The organism is Sulfolobus islandicus Y.N.15.51 (assembly GCF_000022485.1).
Lineage (GTDB): Archaea > Thermoproteota > Thermoprotei_A > Sulfolobales > Sulfolobaceae > Saccharolobus > Saccharolobus islandicus.
Map to the genome: position 1 here is coordinate 1 of NC_012623.1, position 14716 is coordinate 14716.

Annotated in this window: 16 protein-coding genes; 7 read left to right on the top strand and 9 right to left on the bottom strand. The window is 33.0% G+C overall.

What is annotated here, in order from left to right:
- The first annotated feature begins 466 nt into the window (after positions 1 to 466).
- The 5 genes from YN1551_RS17280 to YN1551_RS00020 all read left to right on the top strand — a co-directional run bounded on the left by YN1551_RS17280 (position 467) and on the right by YN1551_RS00020 (position 3580).
- On the top strand, positions 467 to 763 hold the full coding sequence (locus tag YN1551_RS17280; RefSeq protein ID WP_012712698.1) for a hypothetical protein: 297 nt from the start codon (positions 467 to 469) through the stop codon (positions 761 to 763).
- A 74-nt stretch (positions 764 to 837) separates the two neighbouring features.
- Complete coding sequence (locus YN1551_RS00005; protein WP_012716907.1) at positions 838 to 2025, top strand: Cdc6/Cdc18 family protein; 1188 nt, start codon at positions 838 to 840, stop codon at positions 2023 to 2025.
- Positions 2006 to 2326 (top strand): hypothetical protein, encoded by a 321-nt coding sequence (locus YN1551_RS00010; protein ID WP_012710182.1) that lies wholly within the window; start codon positions 2006 to 2008, stop codon positions 2324 to 2326. The genes YN1551_RS00005 and YN1551_RS00010 overlap by 20 nt, the downstream gene beginning before the upstream one ends.
- Before the next feature lie 73 nt (positions 2327 to 2399).
- Positions 2400 to 3233 carry a mechanosensitive ion channel family protein gene (locus YN1551_RS00015; RefSeq protein WP_012710183.1) on the top strand — a complete coding sequence of 278 codons (834 nt, stop codon included), beginning with the start codon at positions 2400 to 2402 and terminating at the stop codon, positions 3231 to 3233.
- Between the two features lie 47 nt (positions 3234 to 3280).
- The gene (locus YN1551_RS00020) at positions 3281 to 3580 is read left to right on the top strand and encodes a 4a-hydroxytetrahydrobiopterin dehydratase (protein WP_012712701.1); all 300 of its coding nucleotides are present in this window, start codon (positions 3281 to 3283) and stop codon (positions 3578 to 3580) included.
- A 67-nt stretch (positions 3581 to 3647) separates the two neighbouring features.
- On the opposite strand, the gene YN1551_RS00025 is transcribed toward YN1551_RS00020, so the two are convergent.
- From YN1551_RS00025 to YN1551_RS00050, 6 genes are all read right to left on the bottom strand, one after another.
- The gene (locus tag YN1551_RS00025; RefSeq protein ID WP_016731155.1) at positions 3648 to 4157 is read right to left on the bottom strand and encodes a hypothetical protein; all 510 of its coding nucleotides are present in this window, start codon (positions 4155 to 4157) and stop codon (positions 3648 to 3650) included.
- Positions 4154 to 4867 carry a hypothetical protein gene (locus YN1551_RS00030; protein ID WP_012715394.1) on the bottom strand — a complete coding sequence of 238 codons (714 nt, stop codon included), beginning with the start codon at positions 4865 to 4867 and terminating at the stop codon, positions 4154 to 4156. The genes YN1551_RS00025 and YN1551_RS00030 overlap by 4 nt, the downstream gene beginning before the upstream one ends.
- Positions 4868 to 4900: 33 nt before the next feature.
- Complete coding sequence (locus YN1551_RS00035) at positions 4901 to 5728, bottom strand: tetratricopeptide repeat protein (protein ID WP_012712703.1); 828 nt, start codon at positions 5726 to 5728, stop codon at positions 4901 to 4903.
- A gap of 490 nt (positions 5729 to 6218) precedes the next feature.
- Positions 6219 to 7049, bottom strand: coding sequence for a gamma-glutamylcyclotransferase (locus tag YN1551_RS00040; protein WP_012716908.1), 831 nt, complete (start codon positions 7047 to 7049; stop codon positions 6219 to 6221).
- Between the two features lie 2 nt (positions 7050 to 7051).
- Positions 7052 to 7303: a hypothetical protein gene (locus tag YN1551_RS00045; RefSeq protein WP_014511759.1), complete on the bottom strand. Its 252-nt coding sequence runs from the start codon at positions 7301 to 7303 to the stop codon at positions 7052 to 7054.
- Positions 7304 to 7316: 13 nt separating this feature from the next.
- Complete coding sequence (locus tag YN1551_RS00050; protein WP_012710190.1) at positions 7317 to 7691, bottom strand: NfeD family protein; 375 nt, start codon at positions 7689 to 7691, stop codon at positions 7317 to 7319.
- 35 nt (positions 7692 to 7726) lie between these two features.
- Between YN1551_RS00050 and YN1551_RS00055 the strand changes: the two genes are divergently transcribed.
- Both YN1551_RS00055 and YN1551_RS00060 read left to right on the top strand, forming a co-directional pair.
- Positions 7727 to 9055 carry a thermopsin family protease gene (locus YN1551_RS00055; RefSeq protein ID WP_012715395.1) on the top strand — a complete coding sequence of 443 codons (1329 nt, stop codon included), beginning with the start codon at positions 7727 to 7729 and terminating at the stop codon, positions 9053 to 9055.
- Between the two features lie 24 nt (positions 9056 to 9079).
- Positions 9080 to 9883, top strand: coding sequence for a slipin family protein (locus YN1551_RS00060; RefSeq protein ID WP_012710192.1), 804 nt, complete (start codon positions 9080 to 9082; stop codon positions 9881 to 9883).
- Between the two features lie 30 nt (positions 9884 to 9913).
- Here the strand turns inward: YN1551_RS00060 and YN1551_RS00065 are convergent, their stop codons facing one another.
- The 3 genes from YN1551_RS00065 to YN1551_RS00075 are packed head-to-tail and all read right to left on the bottom strand — an operon-like array spanning position 9914 to position 14716.
- Positions 9914 to 11005 carry a DNA double-strand break repair nuclease NurA gene (locus YN1551_RS00065; protein ID WP_012716909.1) on the bottom strand — a complete coding sequence of 364 codons (1092 nt, stop codon included), beginning with the start codon at positions 11003 to 11005 and terminating at the stop codon, positions 9914 to 9916.
- Positions 11002 to 11691, bottom strand: coding sequence for a V-type ATP synthase subunit I domain-containing protein (locus YN1551_RS00070; protein WP_012710194.1), 690 nt, complete (start codon positions 11689 to 11691; stop codon positions 11002 to 11004). The genes YN1551_RS00065 and YN1551_RS00070 overlap by 4 nt, the downstream gene beginning before the upstream one ends.
- Positions 11678 to 14716, bottom strand: a complete 3039-nt coding sequence (locus YN1551_RS00075) for a coiled-coil domain-containing protein (RefSeq protein WP_012716910.1) — start codon at positions 14714 to 14716, stop codon at positions 11678 to 11680. The genes YN1551_RS00070 and YN1551_RS00075 overlap by 14 nt, the downstream gene beginning before the upstream one ends.

Sequence of the window (14716 nt, forward strand, 5' to 3'; positions counted from 1 at the left end):
ACAGTAAATTTCCTACGTTTCTGCATCATTATTATACCCTAATTCCCCTCCTTTAATTTGTCTCTCTGTGAATTTCCTACGTTTCCAATGACAATCATTCCATTTTACGTTTTATCTAAATTATACAAACGTTTTTCTTTCTTTATGGCCTAAACTAATTTTTCAGATGAAATTAGCAGTGTGTCACTTTAAAACTAGTATTACTTTATGCAAGCGTATTACTTTGGGTGGAATATAGGGTATTTTAAGTAGAAAAACATTAGAAATTTACTGTATAACTGGGGAGTTAATTATTACCTATAATTAAAATTTTCCTGAAAAATGACCATATGACTATACTAAATCATTTCTATACGGTCACGTCACCTACTGATAATGGCAAATTATTTTTAGAGTCTATACTGTTAAGATTCTAACAGTTTTGAAAAAGATTAATAAGTAACTTTTTTAGCTTAAATATGTGTCAATGGTAATCAGACGTATGTTTATAAAGTCTACCTTAGCCGTCTCTTTTTCAATATCGTATTTATTGTATATTATTGCTAAGATATCTTTCGGATCTGGTAAACTCGCCTTTATTATAGCATTGTTACAATTATATCCTTATTTCCTAATCGATTATTTGCCTACAGTACAAGTTGTTTCGTTGTTCTTCCAATCTCTTTTATTACTTCTTTTCGCTATTTTCATTTTATTGATTACTTACATGTTATTTTTATTCTACAAATTATACAAAATGGTAAAAACTTCAATTTTGAAGTAATATTGATATAACCTGTGGTCTAGATATTACCAATACAGTCATAGGAAACAGGTTTAACAGTAGAAACATTAGAAATGAATGTGATAAGGGAAACATTGAAAGGTGGTAAAGGTGAAGTTATAAAAAACCCTAAGGTCTTTATTGATCCGTTATCTGTATTTAAGGAGATTCCGTTCAGAGAGGATATACTAAGGGATGCTGCAATAGCTATTAGGTATTTTGTTAAGAATGAGGTCAAGTTTTCGAACTTGTTTCTTGGATTAACTGGTACTGGGAAGACTTTCGTAAGTAAATACATCTATAACGAGATTGAGGAGGTTAAGAATGAGGATGAGGAATATAAGGATGTAAAACAAGCTTATGTTAATTGTAGAGAAGTTGGTGGAACACCACAAGCAGTATTATCATCCTTAGCTGGTAAGCTGACTGGTTTTTCAGTGCCTAAGCATGGTATTAATCTAGGTGAGTACATTGATAAGATAAAGAATGGTACTAGGAACATAAAGGCCATAATATATCTTGACGAGGTTGACACATTAGTTAAGAGGAGAGGGGGAGATATAGTACTTTATCAACTGCTAAGGTCAGATGCTAATATATCAGTTATTATGATTAGTAATGACATAAATGTTCGTGACTATATGGAGCCTAGAGTTTTATCATCCTTAGGTCCTTCAGTTATCTTTAAACCTTACGACGCAGAACAACTGAAATTTATCCTTTCAAAGTACGCAGAATACGGTTTAATAAAAGGTACCTATGATGGTGATATACTGGGTTATATTGCAGCTATCTCTGCTAAAGAACATGGTGATGCAAGAAAGGCAGTCAATTTGCTTTTCAGAGCAGCTCAGCTAGCTTCTGGTGGGGGGATGATTAAAAAGGAGCACGTAGATAAGGCGATCGTAGATTATGAACAAGAGAGGCTTATAGAGGCCGTAAAAGCCCTTCCTTTTCACTATAAATTAGCTTTAAGAAGTCTAATAGAGTCAGAAGATGTGATGTCTGCTCACAAAATGTATACTGATCTTTGTAATAAGTTCAAACAAAAGCCTTTATCGTATAGAAGATTTTCAGACATAATATCGGAGTTGGATATGTTTGGGATAGTTAAGATAAGGATAGTTAATAGGGGTAGAGCTGGTGGAGTTAAGAAGTATGCTTTAGTGGAAGATAAGGAGAAGGTGTTAAGGGCACTTAATGAGACTTTTGAAGATAGTATTGGTATTGGTGATTTTGTTGATGATGTGGGAGAAAATTAAGAGGCTAGAAGAAAGATTGTATGAACTAAGAAAGGAAATTGAGGAAGTTGAAAAAGAATTAGAAGAATTACCAAGCGGACATCTTGAGGTAAAGACGATTAACGGAAATGTCTACTATTACTTAAGGTATTGGGAGGATGGTAGACTAAGAAGCAAATATATTGGCAAGTTCGCTAGTGATATTAAGGAAAAACTTTTAAAGAGCGAGCAATTAAGAAGAAGATTAACACAATTAAAAGAGGAAGAAAAGAAGTTATCCAATATTATTGACAAAATAGAAAAGATTATTACTGATTATTAAATATGTCCTTTTATGTACGTTTTACTTTAAGATAATCTTAAATAAACTGTTCTCTATATATATATATAGAATAGTGATACCTGTGATAATAGCATCAGCTCAGACATCGGTTTCCCAAGCGTTATCTGGGATAGCGACTAGTATTATTGACGCAATACCTTCTATAATAGTGTTTATAATAATACTAATAATAGGTTATATAATAGCTAATATAGTATCGTATTCCATTAGGGCATTTTTAGGTAGGATCTTCAGAGAAGAACACGTTAGAGCTAGTGTTGACATTATAGCAGGTACGATAAAGGCGTTAATCATATTAATTGCACTATCAATAGCTCTTTCTTTTCTACAGCTAGGAGCAGCTTCTGGATATGTTCAACAGATAGCTAATTATTTGCCTAAGTTAGCTGGGGCTATAGTACTCCTTACCATAGGCTTAACTCTAGTTAATATTTTAGTTGATTACATGCAGAGGCAAATAGGAGCTAGATCTCAAGATGATTTAATAACTGCGATATTTAACGTTCTGAGGTTTGGTCTATATGCTGCAATAATAACTGTTGCTGCAGCCTTAGCAATTTTTAGTGTTATACCGTATGTCGATCCTTATGTATTTTATGCAGTAATATTAGGTGCAGTAATATTATACGCAGCATATGCTTTGATTGATAAAGTGCTAGTTCCCTTTGCGAACTCTAATCCAGACCTAGCCTATGTAGCAAATTATGGTAGACTGATATTGTATATAATTGTACTACTAATTGCAATTGCTATAATAGTTGAACCCTTCGGAAACGTTACATCGATAATATACGCTTTATCATGGGGTCTGGCGATAGCTTTTGCCATAGCATTAATTCCTCTAGTTATAGCTTTAGTAAAGAAATTCTTAGCAGAAATTAAGTGATTCTTTATAACAAGCTATTTTTTAACTCTCGTTTACTTATATTTTTTATGAGTGGAATTTTCTCGAAGGGACTAGAGGAACTTAAAAATAACGGTTGGTTAATATTAGAGGATGGGAAGAAGATTAAGAAGGAATTTAAGTTTAAGGATTTTAAGCAATCAATAGATTTCTTGAAAGATATACAACCATCAGCTGATGCTTTAGATCATCATCCTGATGTTTGTATCTATTATAATAGAGTAATAGTGGAGTTAACAACCCATGATATGGGAGGATTAACAGATCTTGACTATAAATTGGCTATAAAAATTGATGAACTTTATAAAATGAAAACTAGTAATTTATAGTAAGAATTGACGTGTAAAATGACAATAGTGTTTTTGTACATTAATCCTTGCACTATTTATCAAAATTTTAAGAAGTTAGAAAGAACTCAATACGTTCTCTTCCACCAACTTTAACTCCTTTATTTACTTTTATCTTTAGGAAGTTTTCTAATATACTTATTTGACCTTTCATTTTAACGTTTAGTATTTTTCCAGGAAATCTCCATATTGCCTCATATGGATATTCCGTGATCTCCTCCTCATAGAAGTTTTCGTACACGTTTAATCCTTTCCTTAATTTTCCCCTAAATGTTATTATAAACTCAATAACGGGATGGGTTATATCTAAAAGGAAAATGTCTGTACTAACTACTTTAGCCCTTGTTGATCTATCGTTTATTATTATTTTTTCGACATCTAAAAAACTCTGCATGTTTCCCTTAACTACCTCTATCTCTTTATCCAGCATTTCCCTTGTTAGACTTGCGTAATAATTTTCAGGATCGTAATAGTAGAAAAAAGTGTATTGCGTTACGTTACCTAACTTATCCATAACGAAATTTCCTAAGCTGAATATCGGAGTTATTTTTTCGCTCATCTTTTCCTCCTTTTCCGCCCTATCTCTACTTGCAAATAGGGCTGTAAAACTTCTTTTAGTGCTGGACATTCATTTAACTTTCGTTTTAACTCAGTTAGGAAACAGCATAGCGCTCCTAATCTCTCCATACTTGTAAACTTTATCGAGTTCTGTGGTCTCTCAGTGGATATTGTTAAGAATTTGGCTTGTCCAGATAATGCCTTTAAGTAGAGTTTTCCCGTAGAAGCTAATTCCGTAGTTGTCCATTTTCCCTCAGTGGATTCTGGTAATTTTATTTCATTCCAAGAAATGTTATTGCACTCAGTTTGACATTCAAATTCCTCATCTGTACTAATTAAGTCTACAACCTCTGCCTCTGCAATCTGTGCTGTGGGTGATAAGAAGTTTGATGTAGCAGTTTTCAATTCCTCTTTTTGATATGCACAACATGCCAGAGTTTGTAATTCATCCACCATTTCGAAATCTCTTAGATTTATGTTATTTGTCCCTCTTACAGTGGATATTGTGAGTAATGTAATTGATTTAGGAAGCATGAGTACTTCGAATTTAAAATAATTTGAATCAGCTATTCTTATAATATAGGTTTTGTTTTCTTCATTAGATAACTTTCTAAAACTTTCAAATTTCTCTCGAAGGAGGGTAGAATCACAGTTAGGTACAAGAAATGAGAAACCTCTTATTTCTCTTATCGACTTCGTTGAACACTTCATCGTGTATATTATACACTATTAAGGTATTTAACTTTAAGAGCTATCCAGTTCGTTAGCTTTTCGAATATCAGCATATGCTTCATCTTCTCTTCCTAATTTCATTAGAGATTTAGCTCTCCTTACGTACGCACTTCTATATAATGGATTGATATTGATCGTTTTCGAGTACATATCCACTGCTTCTTGTAATAATCCCCTACTTTCCTTTAATTCTCCTAAACTAAAGTATACTTCTGCATAGTATGGGTTTAGATTAATTGCCATTTCCAAATCACTTTCAGCCTCCTTATAGTTTCCTAATCCTCTTTGAGCCAAAGCCCTATAAAAGTACAATTCAGCGTCAGTAGGATATTTCTCAATTGCAAAACTTAAGTCAATTATAGCATCATTATATCTGCCTAATTTAAGTTCCGAGATTCCCCTTATCTTATATATTAAAGGATCCTCATCTTCTATAGTCTTAGTCTCATCTAGGGCTTTTTCATAGTTTTCCAATTTTAAATAAATTAGTCCTCTTAGTTTACTAGACTCCTTCGAGTTATCATCTAAATATGTTAGTGCATCTCTATAAAGTCCTTGAGCTATAAGTACTTTTGCCATTCCAATTTTATCTTCAGCCTTCTGAAAATTCTCGTAAGCTTCTTGTAGTTTCCCTAGTTCAAAGAGTATTTTCCCTTTTAGGGAGTAGGCTTCCTTTAGATCTGGATCCTGGGTGATTAACTCATCTAATAATTTTAATGCGTAATTTAAGTTCCTGTTTTTATATTGGGTATAAGCTTCCTTTAGGCTCATACTCTCACTTAATATATCAATTAATCTTTTTGGTAAAATAAGCATTTTATACGATCTTGCACACTTCATTACGGTTAAACAGTTACAAATACAAAAATCGTGTAATGAGGCAAAGGTTTGATACGTTCTTAACCTAAAATTGAATTTACTTTTAGGTTACGTCAGAATGAGAATCAGAAGTATTAAGAATATTCTCTATTTAGATACGTATTGTACTTAAGAAGTTAAATTAAAAAGACAACAAATCATTAGTGATTTGTAGAAGGAGTTTTAGGGACGTTATAATTAGTCCAATATCGTAGATTTCTGTATTGAATTCAACATTAACCGGCACATGAAAATGTTTTTGAATTCACGTATTCTTTCACGACATGCATTAAACGAAGCAATAAGATTATTCATGTATAACATGTCTGTATATTCATATAAGATTTCGAAGAAAAGTATTTTAGCATGTTATGTTTTATGGGCATCTACTCTTGTCAACTGTGATGTGAGTCGATAGGAGAGATTCTTTAGCTTGAAAGTAATCATCAGAACCGAGTTCGTTCTTCATCAGTCAAGATATGCCAGCTTCATCATATAATCCAGTGCTAACGCACTCATTTCCCCATCCTCTCATTAGCCCTTCTCTAATCATTTTTAGGTACTCTTCGCTTGGTTTCTCTCTATCATCTTTGTGGCTTGAGACGTAGGCATATGCAAAATACTCCTTACCATTTCTATCGTAAACTTTCACAACTTCTCTAATATACTTTATTAGGTGTTGTTCGGCTTTATCTAAGGAGTTTAAAGTATGAAGAAACACCTTTTGCAAATATCCACATATTATGCCGTTTTCGTCTTCTAGTAGGTTTGCGCAATAACCGTATTTGCAAGGTACGTTAAATATCAGCCTATAGCCTTTCATATAGGCTGGAATTTCACTTAACATTATGTCAACTCCACGCTGACGTAAAATCTTCTCATTAGTATTTTCAGCATACGCAAAATAGTTCACAATTATGGGCATTCCGCTCCACGCTGAGTAATCACCGTCTTCTATTTTCTCCATATCGTTTGCTATTTCTCTGTTGTATCTGTAAAAATATACATTATCTAAGTAATATTTTCTTTTCTGATCAAAATATACCCTAGCTTTTTCTCTTACATATAAGTCATCTGGGGATCCTTTATAATCCTCTACTTCATCAAGTAATTTAATTAAATTTTCATCTATCTCATAAACTTCTCCCCAAACTATACCATCACCTTTAATTATACCTGGGTAATTTCCTAAATCGTACATTTCATAACCTTCTATATAACCTAAGCCTATAAACCTTGATTTAGCTACTAGATGATTTAGCTCGAAACCATATCTTAAACTTCCATATACGAATAGGTACATAACTATTCACCTAAAAATGACTCTAACCAAAGTTCAACTTCATCTATGTTTAAAACTTTTATGGGTTTATCGTTTTCCATGAGCGTTGTAGAATCGTAGTATGCTAATCCATTTCTTATCTTAAACTTTATAACATAGTATCGTTGATTTGGAATCTCTCCTTCTCCTCCTGCTTCTTCTATCGTTGGTGGGTAAAATATTGCTAGCAATTCTTCTCCGTTTTCCCTAACGTCAAAACCTCTTCTAGTAAGCATATCTATCAATTTTTTATACTCTGCTGGTTTCAATATCACTCACCTTCTTTCTTACCATCAGTTTCATCCCCTCTCTTTTCACTACTACTATATCTTCGTTTTTCTTTATATCCTCTAGAGCTAAGGCTCGCCAATACTCACCCTCTACTATTACATACCCTTCTTGTCCAGATTTTATATCATCAACTGCTTTTCCAATTTTTCCCTCATAGGAGTATAAGTTTCTTCCTCTAGTTTTTATAACAACATTAATAACTCGATATGTTAAGAAACCTAGTAGGGCCAACGTGGGAATATCTATTATAGGGTCGGATATGTAACCAGTAATGACTAAAATTGCGATTAAAACTGCGATAATTATCAAGGTGATTGCTACTGGGTGTGCCACAGATTTTTTATTAGCTTAATTGGTATATATTTGTGATGTATAAGGTTCTGCTCATAATAATTCTATTGTTGCCATTATCAATGCCCTTAACAATACATACCATTTCACAACCTTCTTCGCTGGCTTTTCCTTCTGGAGTAACCAGTTATCCTTTGAATACAGTAATCTATACAGATTTCGTTATGGGTAAGATCAATATTTCATATTTAAATATAGGTAGCTCATATTTACCTGGAGGAGAATATTTCACTACTGGGAATGCATCTCTTCAGTTAAATGCTATGGTATTAGGAAAGTATTGGGCACAAAATGTAATCCTATTTCATCAAATATCAAATAATACCTTTTATGCCACACCAATAGTAAATCTTTGGAATCTTTCCGGTCCCTTTAGTAATACAACAGGAAATTCGTTAGTATATCAAGGCCTTGGTGTAATTTGTTATCAAGGTCCAACGTTCAAGGTAAATTTACCCCTTTCCATAAGTCTATTTATGGAAATAGTTAATTCTACATTAGACTTTGGATATAATATAAATGAAGAAAGGGGGATTTACTTCAGATATCCCCTAATAGGCTTATTCCAGTTAGGTGGTCTTTCATTACTAGGGTTGCCAAATGATCTAGAGTTAGTTTGGGGAGGACCAGGTGGTGGAAGTGTGGTTTTTATGAACGTGAGTAGTGTAGCCAATTTGTATTATTTCAATGGCAATGGTTTAAGTATTGTACCCAACGCTTACTCTATTGGATTTGATACCGCAGAGGCGGCATTTGGGGTTAAGATATACTCCACTTTTCCTAGTCTATTCTCGCCTATAGCAATTGAGACAAGTGGGCTTAACGTTCCTTCAGTATTATGGCCAATCCCTCCCCACGTTTTGGTTAATCAGACTAGTGATAGAATCACTGTGAAATTGTCAATAAGTAATAAGTCATTGTCTGGGCAAGCGGTTTATTTGGAAACTGGATTCCCTCCTTCAGTAGTATCTTCTACACTAACAAACTCTTCTGGAATTGCGGTATTTCCTAATAACAATTACTCGTTTTACGTAGTTTATTTTCCGGGTAACTTTACGCTATCTTCGGCATATTATTTTTCCTCGCCAATCCTTAATTCGCTTTCTAGCAAGTTTCATTCATACTACCAAGATTTATTGAATTTCCTTAACTCTGCCCAAAATTCCTTTAAGAAGGGTATAAAGTCTATATTGTCAAAGCAGGAGACTTCCATAACTACTACCACGTTAACTTCCACTACTTCAAGCTCTCCCCAATTTGGGGTCAACTTGTATATTATACTTTACATCTTAGCTTTTGTAATAGGTATGGTTATTTCAGCAATATTAATAAGGTTCAAATTATAGTTATATATTTGGAGGTAGTAGGATTTGGCAATTAATGTAGGAGACATAGTAGGCATAGTATTTCTAATCATTATAATAATCATCTTTATTGCCATGTCATTTAGAGTAGTCAGAGAATGGGAGAGAGCCGTTGTGTTGAGATTAGGGAGATTTTTAAGAATAAAAGGCCCTGGAATCATATTCCTTATACCCTTTGTTGATAGACCATTAATAGTAGATCTAAGAGTAAATACTGTTGAGGTTCCACCTCAAACTATCTTAACTAGAGATAACGTTACTGTAAGTGTAGACGCTGTAGTGTACTATAAAGTGGTTGACCCACAAAAAGCAGTATTAAGTGTTTACAACTATAATGTAGCAGTACTAAATTTAGCTCAAACCTCATTAAGGGATATTGTTGGACAAATGGAATTAGATGAGCTATTAAGTAAAAGGGAAGAAATCAATAAGAGGATACAAGAAATATTAGATGTTACAACTGAAGGGTGGGGAATTAAAGTCACCGCTGTAACTATAAGAGATATTAGATTATCTCAAGATTTGTTATCTGCTATGGCAAAGCAAGCTGAGGCAGAGAGATTAAGAAGAGCGAAGGTAATACTAAGTGAAGGTGAGAGACAAGCTGCAAGTATTTTAGCTGACGCATCTACTTATTACAAGGATAATCCATCAGCATTACAGTTAAGGTTTTTGGAAACATTATCAGATATTTCACAAAGAGGAGGTTTAATAATAGTAGTTCCGGCAGGAAATGAAATATACCCTACTCTAGGTACTAGTGCTGCATTATCAACTCTCTCAAAAAAGTTACAAACTGAAACCAAATAGTCAGCTGGACTAGGAGTCTTCATCCATCATTTACGTCTTTCTCATCATTAGTTCTGCCAGCTTATCGTTCATATCTAAATAGTTTTCTCTAGCTAAGTTAAATAGTAATGCATATTTTTTTGCATCTTGTGAATTTATTTCCGAAAGTTCGTCAGCTAGTTTATTCAATAACGTAACTTCTCTAATACCTTGCATAGCCCATGTGTTCAAATATTTAATTGGTGTAAAGTCAGGTTCCTTTTCACTTAACATATCTATTCTGACTATTGGTGATGTTATATTATACTGGTAATAGAGAGAGTATATTGAGAGTGAGTAGTTAAATGCCTTTTTATATTGGTTATAAGCCTTTGAGATTCCCTTTAGATCATCTAGTATTATCTGATTATTTATTAACGAATCCCAATTTATCCATCCTAGAAAGATTGGTTTATTAAACTCAGACTTTTCGAGTCTATATTTATACATAATATTAGATATTATGTAATTCTCCCTTGCCTTAATCAGCGCCGGATAGCTATTTAAAAATTCCTTGATCAATATTCTATGGGAGAAGTTCTTTACTATTCCCATGATTAATTTGTTCTTACCCTTTAATCTTCTGAGTACTGTAGAACGATATAGTGCTAACTTATCCAGCGATAAGATATTTTCTATCTCAACGTCCTCTTCATAATATGTGGGAGGATCCACTATAGGTCCATCGACAAATATCACGTCACAATCCTCGCACTTCTCAATTAAACCAGTTTCTAAACTAAGCATAAATAGAATGGATTTATTGGATATTACGTTCTTATCATAGTAATTCTCTATTATTTTGAAATCTTCAGCTATCTCAGACGGAACACTCTTTTTATCCTTCTTTTTCCCTAAGATCTTCACAGCTCTAGCTAGGATAAGAGTTACATCACTTAGCTCTATTTCATATTTACTTCCATCTACTGCACATGCTATGTGGTCAGGATCTATAATCTCTTCAAGTATTCCTATTTTTAATTCCGAATTATTTGATGTAATATCGTCAAAAATCAAGTTAGTTGCCATGTTTATCTTTCCTCTCTCATCAACATCCTTGGTAGCTAACTCATTTACCTTTTTGATTATCTCATTAATATTCAAACTTTCACCTTTATCGAAATATTTCTCTCTACAAGCATTTTCATAACCTTAATAGCCTCTTCTAAATTATCTTTACTAATCTTTATTTCGCCTTTGTCTATTAGTATTATCAGTATGTTAATCTCATTCTCGTTTAGATTTAATTTTCCTAACTCGTTAACGATAATCTCATATAGTTCATTAAGGTGTTGTTTAGCTTGTATTTCGACTTCATTTAGCTTAGAAAGTGATTTCTCCTTAGGTATACTAAAAGTTTTTACATCTTTCTGAATTTTAAGAAAATGATACAAAATTTTCGCATACAATTTTAGTCTATCATTTATTTCCTCGATGTTCTTAATCTTATCGTCTATTATCTTATTCAGATCTTGTTCTACATCCTTTTCTAAGCTGTCAATTTTTCCTTTTATCTTCTCTACGTATCTAATTATTTCTTCTGCGGAATTGAGCTTGCCTAGCCTCTCTATATCTGCTTTAATTTCCTCAAGATTATCTTCATATTTATTTAATTCGTTTATCTTCTTCTCTAAGCTCCTTAATTTCTTTAGAGACTCCTTCAGACTTTGTTTAGATACCTCTAATTCCTCTATCATCTCAGTAATTTTTCTATCTTCTTCTCTAAGCTTTTCTACGTCTAAATTCTGCTTATATTGGGTCAATTTTTCTATAAACTCATCCAAATCCATGTTCTTCTAGAACCTCCTTTATTTCTTGAATCAATTGCGTTATCTTTTGCGTGTTTCTCTCCACGTTCTCCCTCAACTTAGGTAATTCTGGACTTATCTTTTCTAACTCATTTACAATCGTCTCAATATTATTTAATTGAATACCGACCTTACTTAATGATGTAATTTCATCTACTATTGTTCCTTTTAACTCTTCACCAACGATTGCTATGCCATTTAGTGCCTCTTTCAGTAATTTGAATAATATGAAATAAAGATTCGAGTTGTCTTCGACATGAATTGTAGTAAGTAAGTAATCGAGGTATCTTTTGAAAGACTCCGTTTCTCCCCTTTCATTTATCTCCTGAATTCTTTTCGCCAACTTATCCATGTGTATTTTGAAATTGTCTTTAAGTTCTCGAACTATCTCACGTACTTTCTCTATTTCCTCTATTTTCTCGTTTATCTTAATATATCTTTTAGCCTTTTCCACAACTTCTAATTTCTTAGAGATTTCCTCCACGATCTTGTCCGTTTCAATTACTGATTTCTCGGTCTCTCTTAATAATTCCAGATAAATATTCGATAGGTAGAGATAATCATAACATAGCCTTATATCCTTATTTTCAGTGCAAGATTTCTCATATGTTTCTATGGCTTCTCTCATTTCTTCAAGACTCCTTACTGCAGCTCCCCTCTTTTTAGCAGTTATGAAGTATCCATAAGCTGAGTATGGATTATCTAGTTTTTCCTTTATTTTTCGTATCTGGTCATTTATTTTCATATAAATTGAATCTTTATTTAAATATTTGGCGACTTCACCACTAACTATTGAAGAGTAAACTAGGAAATCTAAAGTGGGATTTTGTCCAATTTTTTTATCAGGATTAAAAATTTGGTAAGCGAAGGCTAAAGGATTATTTTTATTATCCTTTCTTCTTGTATCTTGTGGGTTTACATAGTACATTATATAATTAAATACAACATCCTCCGCTTCTTGTTTGTATTTTTGTCTAATAAGTCCCGCAAATAGCTTAGAAAATGAGGATAACGAGTCTCCAGCTAAGTCTTCGAAATCTATGTAATTAGTTCTTATCTTTATTATATAATTATTATAGAAGTAAGTAATAACGTCTTCAATAAATGTGTTTGATGTTTCTATATCCTCTAAATGGAATTGCTTACTTCCATACATTCTGAATTTCTCATTAATGATGTCATTTACTTTGTCGAACACTTCATCAGCGTTTGCCATCTTAATTGAAGGGTAGAATATTATCCAATTGAACGATTGTATTAATCTCTTATTTTTAGGTATTGGAAGTTGTTTCAAATTAAGGTTATCTTTTATTTTTAGCAGTAGAGAGGATATCGAATTTTTCAAGTCACCTAGTCTTAGTTCTATGGAATCCAGTCTAATTCTACTTTGCCCATAGATCTTAGAGAATAGTAGATATAATAACTGTCTTTTCTTTGGTGTGGTGATTTTTAGTTCGATCAAAGGTATTGATAGTTCGTCTAAAGTTTTAGACAATTCTTCCTTTCCTATTTGAGGCTCTATTAGAATAATTCCGTGAATTATATCATCGCTTTCTTTAATCTCTTTTATTAGACTCTTAATTTCATCCTCGTTAGATGGTTTTGCTAAAATAATTGTAATTTTGTCATTTCTATCGACAATTTTTAAAAACCTTATGTAGTCTCTGGTTCTGTTAGCACTATCTATTTTTATTCCTAGAACCTCCATAAAATATTCTAGTGATTCAAGTTCCTTCTCTCTATCTGTAATATATGTATTTACGAACTGTAGAGCTTTATCTCGTATTTCCCTAGACTTGAACTCTACTACTAGTCCTCCTATATTCGTATTCGCTACACTCTCAAAGAAGTTCCAAGATAATGCATAGGCTTCAGTTTTACTGAATAGCGTTAGTTTTTTAATATTCTCCTTTAATTTGCTTGTATCTATACTTTCGTACACTACACTTTCTATATTATCAGATATAAATACGTGAAAGTCATCTTGATAGTATGTTAAAAGGAAGTCCTCTACGTATTCTTGTCCTTTAGGGAATATCTCAATCCATTTTAGGTATGGTAGTAGTACTCCCTTCACTACATGACCTTCTAATTGTTTTATGATTAGTTTTTCGTCAGTGAATATTCTACTCATTAGCACTCTATATAAATTACTTGATTCTTGAGAGTCCAATTCGTTCTCCATTTTCGTCAATGTATCTAGCTTGATGGTCTCCCCTTCTGAATTTAGGCTAATTCCTTTCTCTGATCTGGCTAGTTCGTTGAAAATTCTATCTATATTAGGAAGATTGTCGCACAATATATCGTTGAAGAACCTTACGTATTTTCTTCTTTCTTGGTCTATTACCCAGTACGGCAAATCCATGTATTGGAGTATTTTGAAGTCCTTTACGTTAGCCATCTTTAGCATGCATTTTAACATCAATAGAAACTCTAATTTAGATGGATTTTCTATACTAACTTTCCTTATTCTTTCTAAGAGTGAAGGGTATGTCTCTGAAAATAGGTTATAAATTAATCCTCCAGTTCCAAATATTTTAGAATATGCACTAGGAGTCATGGAAAGATATACTATTGAATTTCCGGTTGAGTTGGCTAATTCCTTTACCTTACTCCAAAAATCCTTTATCTCGTTTTGATATTCTGCAAAGTAATCTACAGAACTCTCTACCTCATCAATAAGATATATGTTATTTCTGAACGTTAACAAGTCCTCAGTTTTACTTAAAAGTTCTACAAAAGGTACTTTTATTACGCTAATATTTTTGCTTTTGGCGTATTCCTCAATAATGTCAAGGAATGTGCTTTTTCCTTGACCCCAATCGGCTACAAGGGATATTATTTCTGGGGACTGTTTAGTCTTAGATATCCTGTCTATCTCATCCTTAACCTGCTTGAAAAATCTCAGTCTATTAATGTATAATGGGTTCTCGCTAATGCAAGAGAAAATTTGATAGATGTAAGACGAGTCAGAGGCAGTCTCACTTATTCTCTTGTAACAACTCAC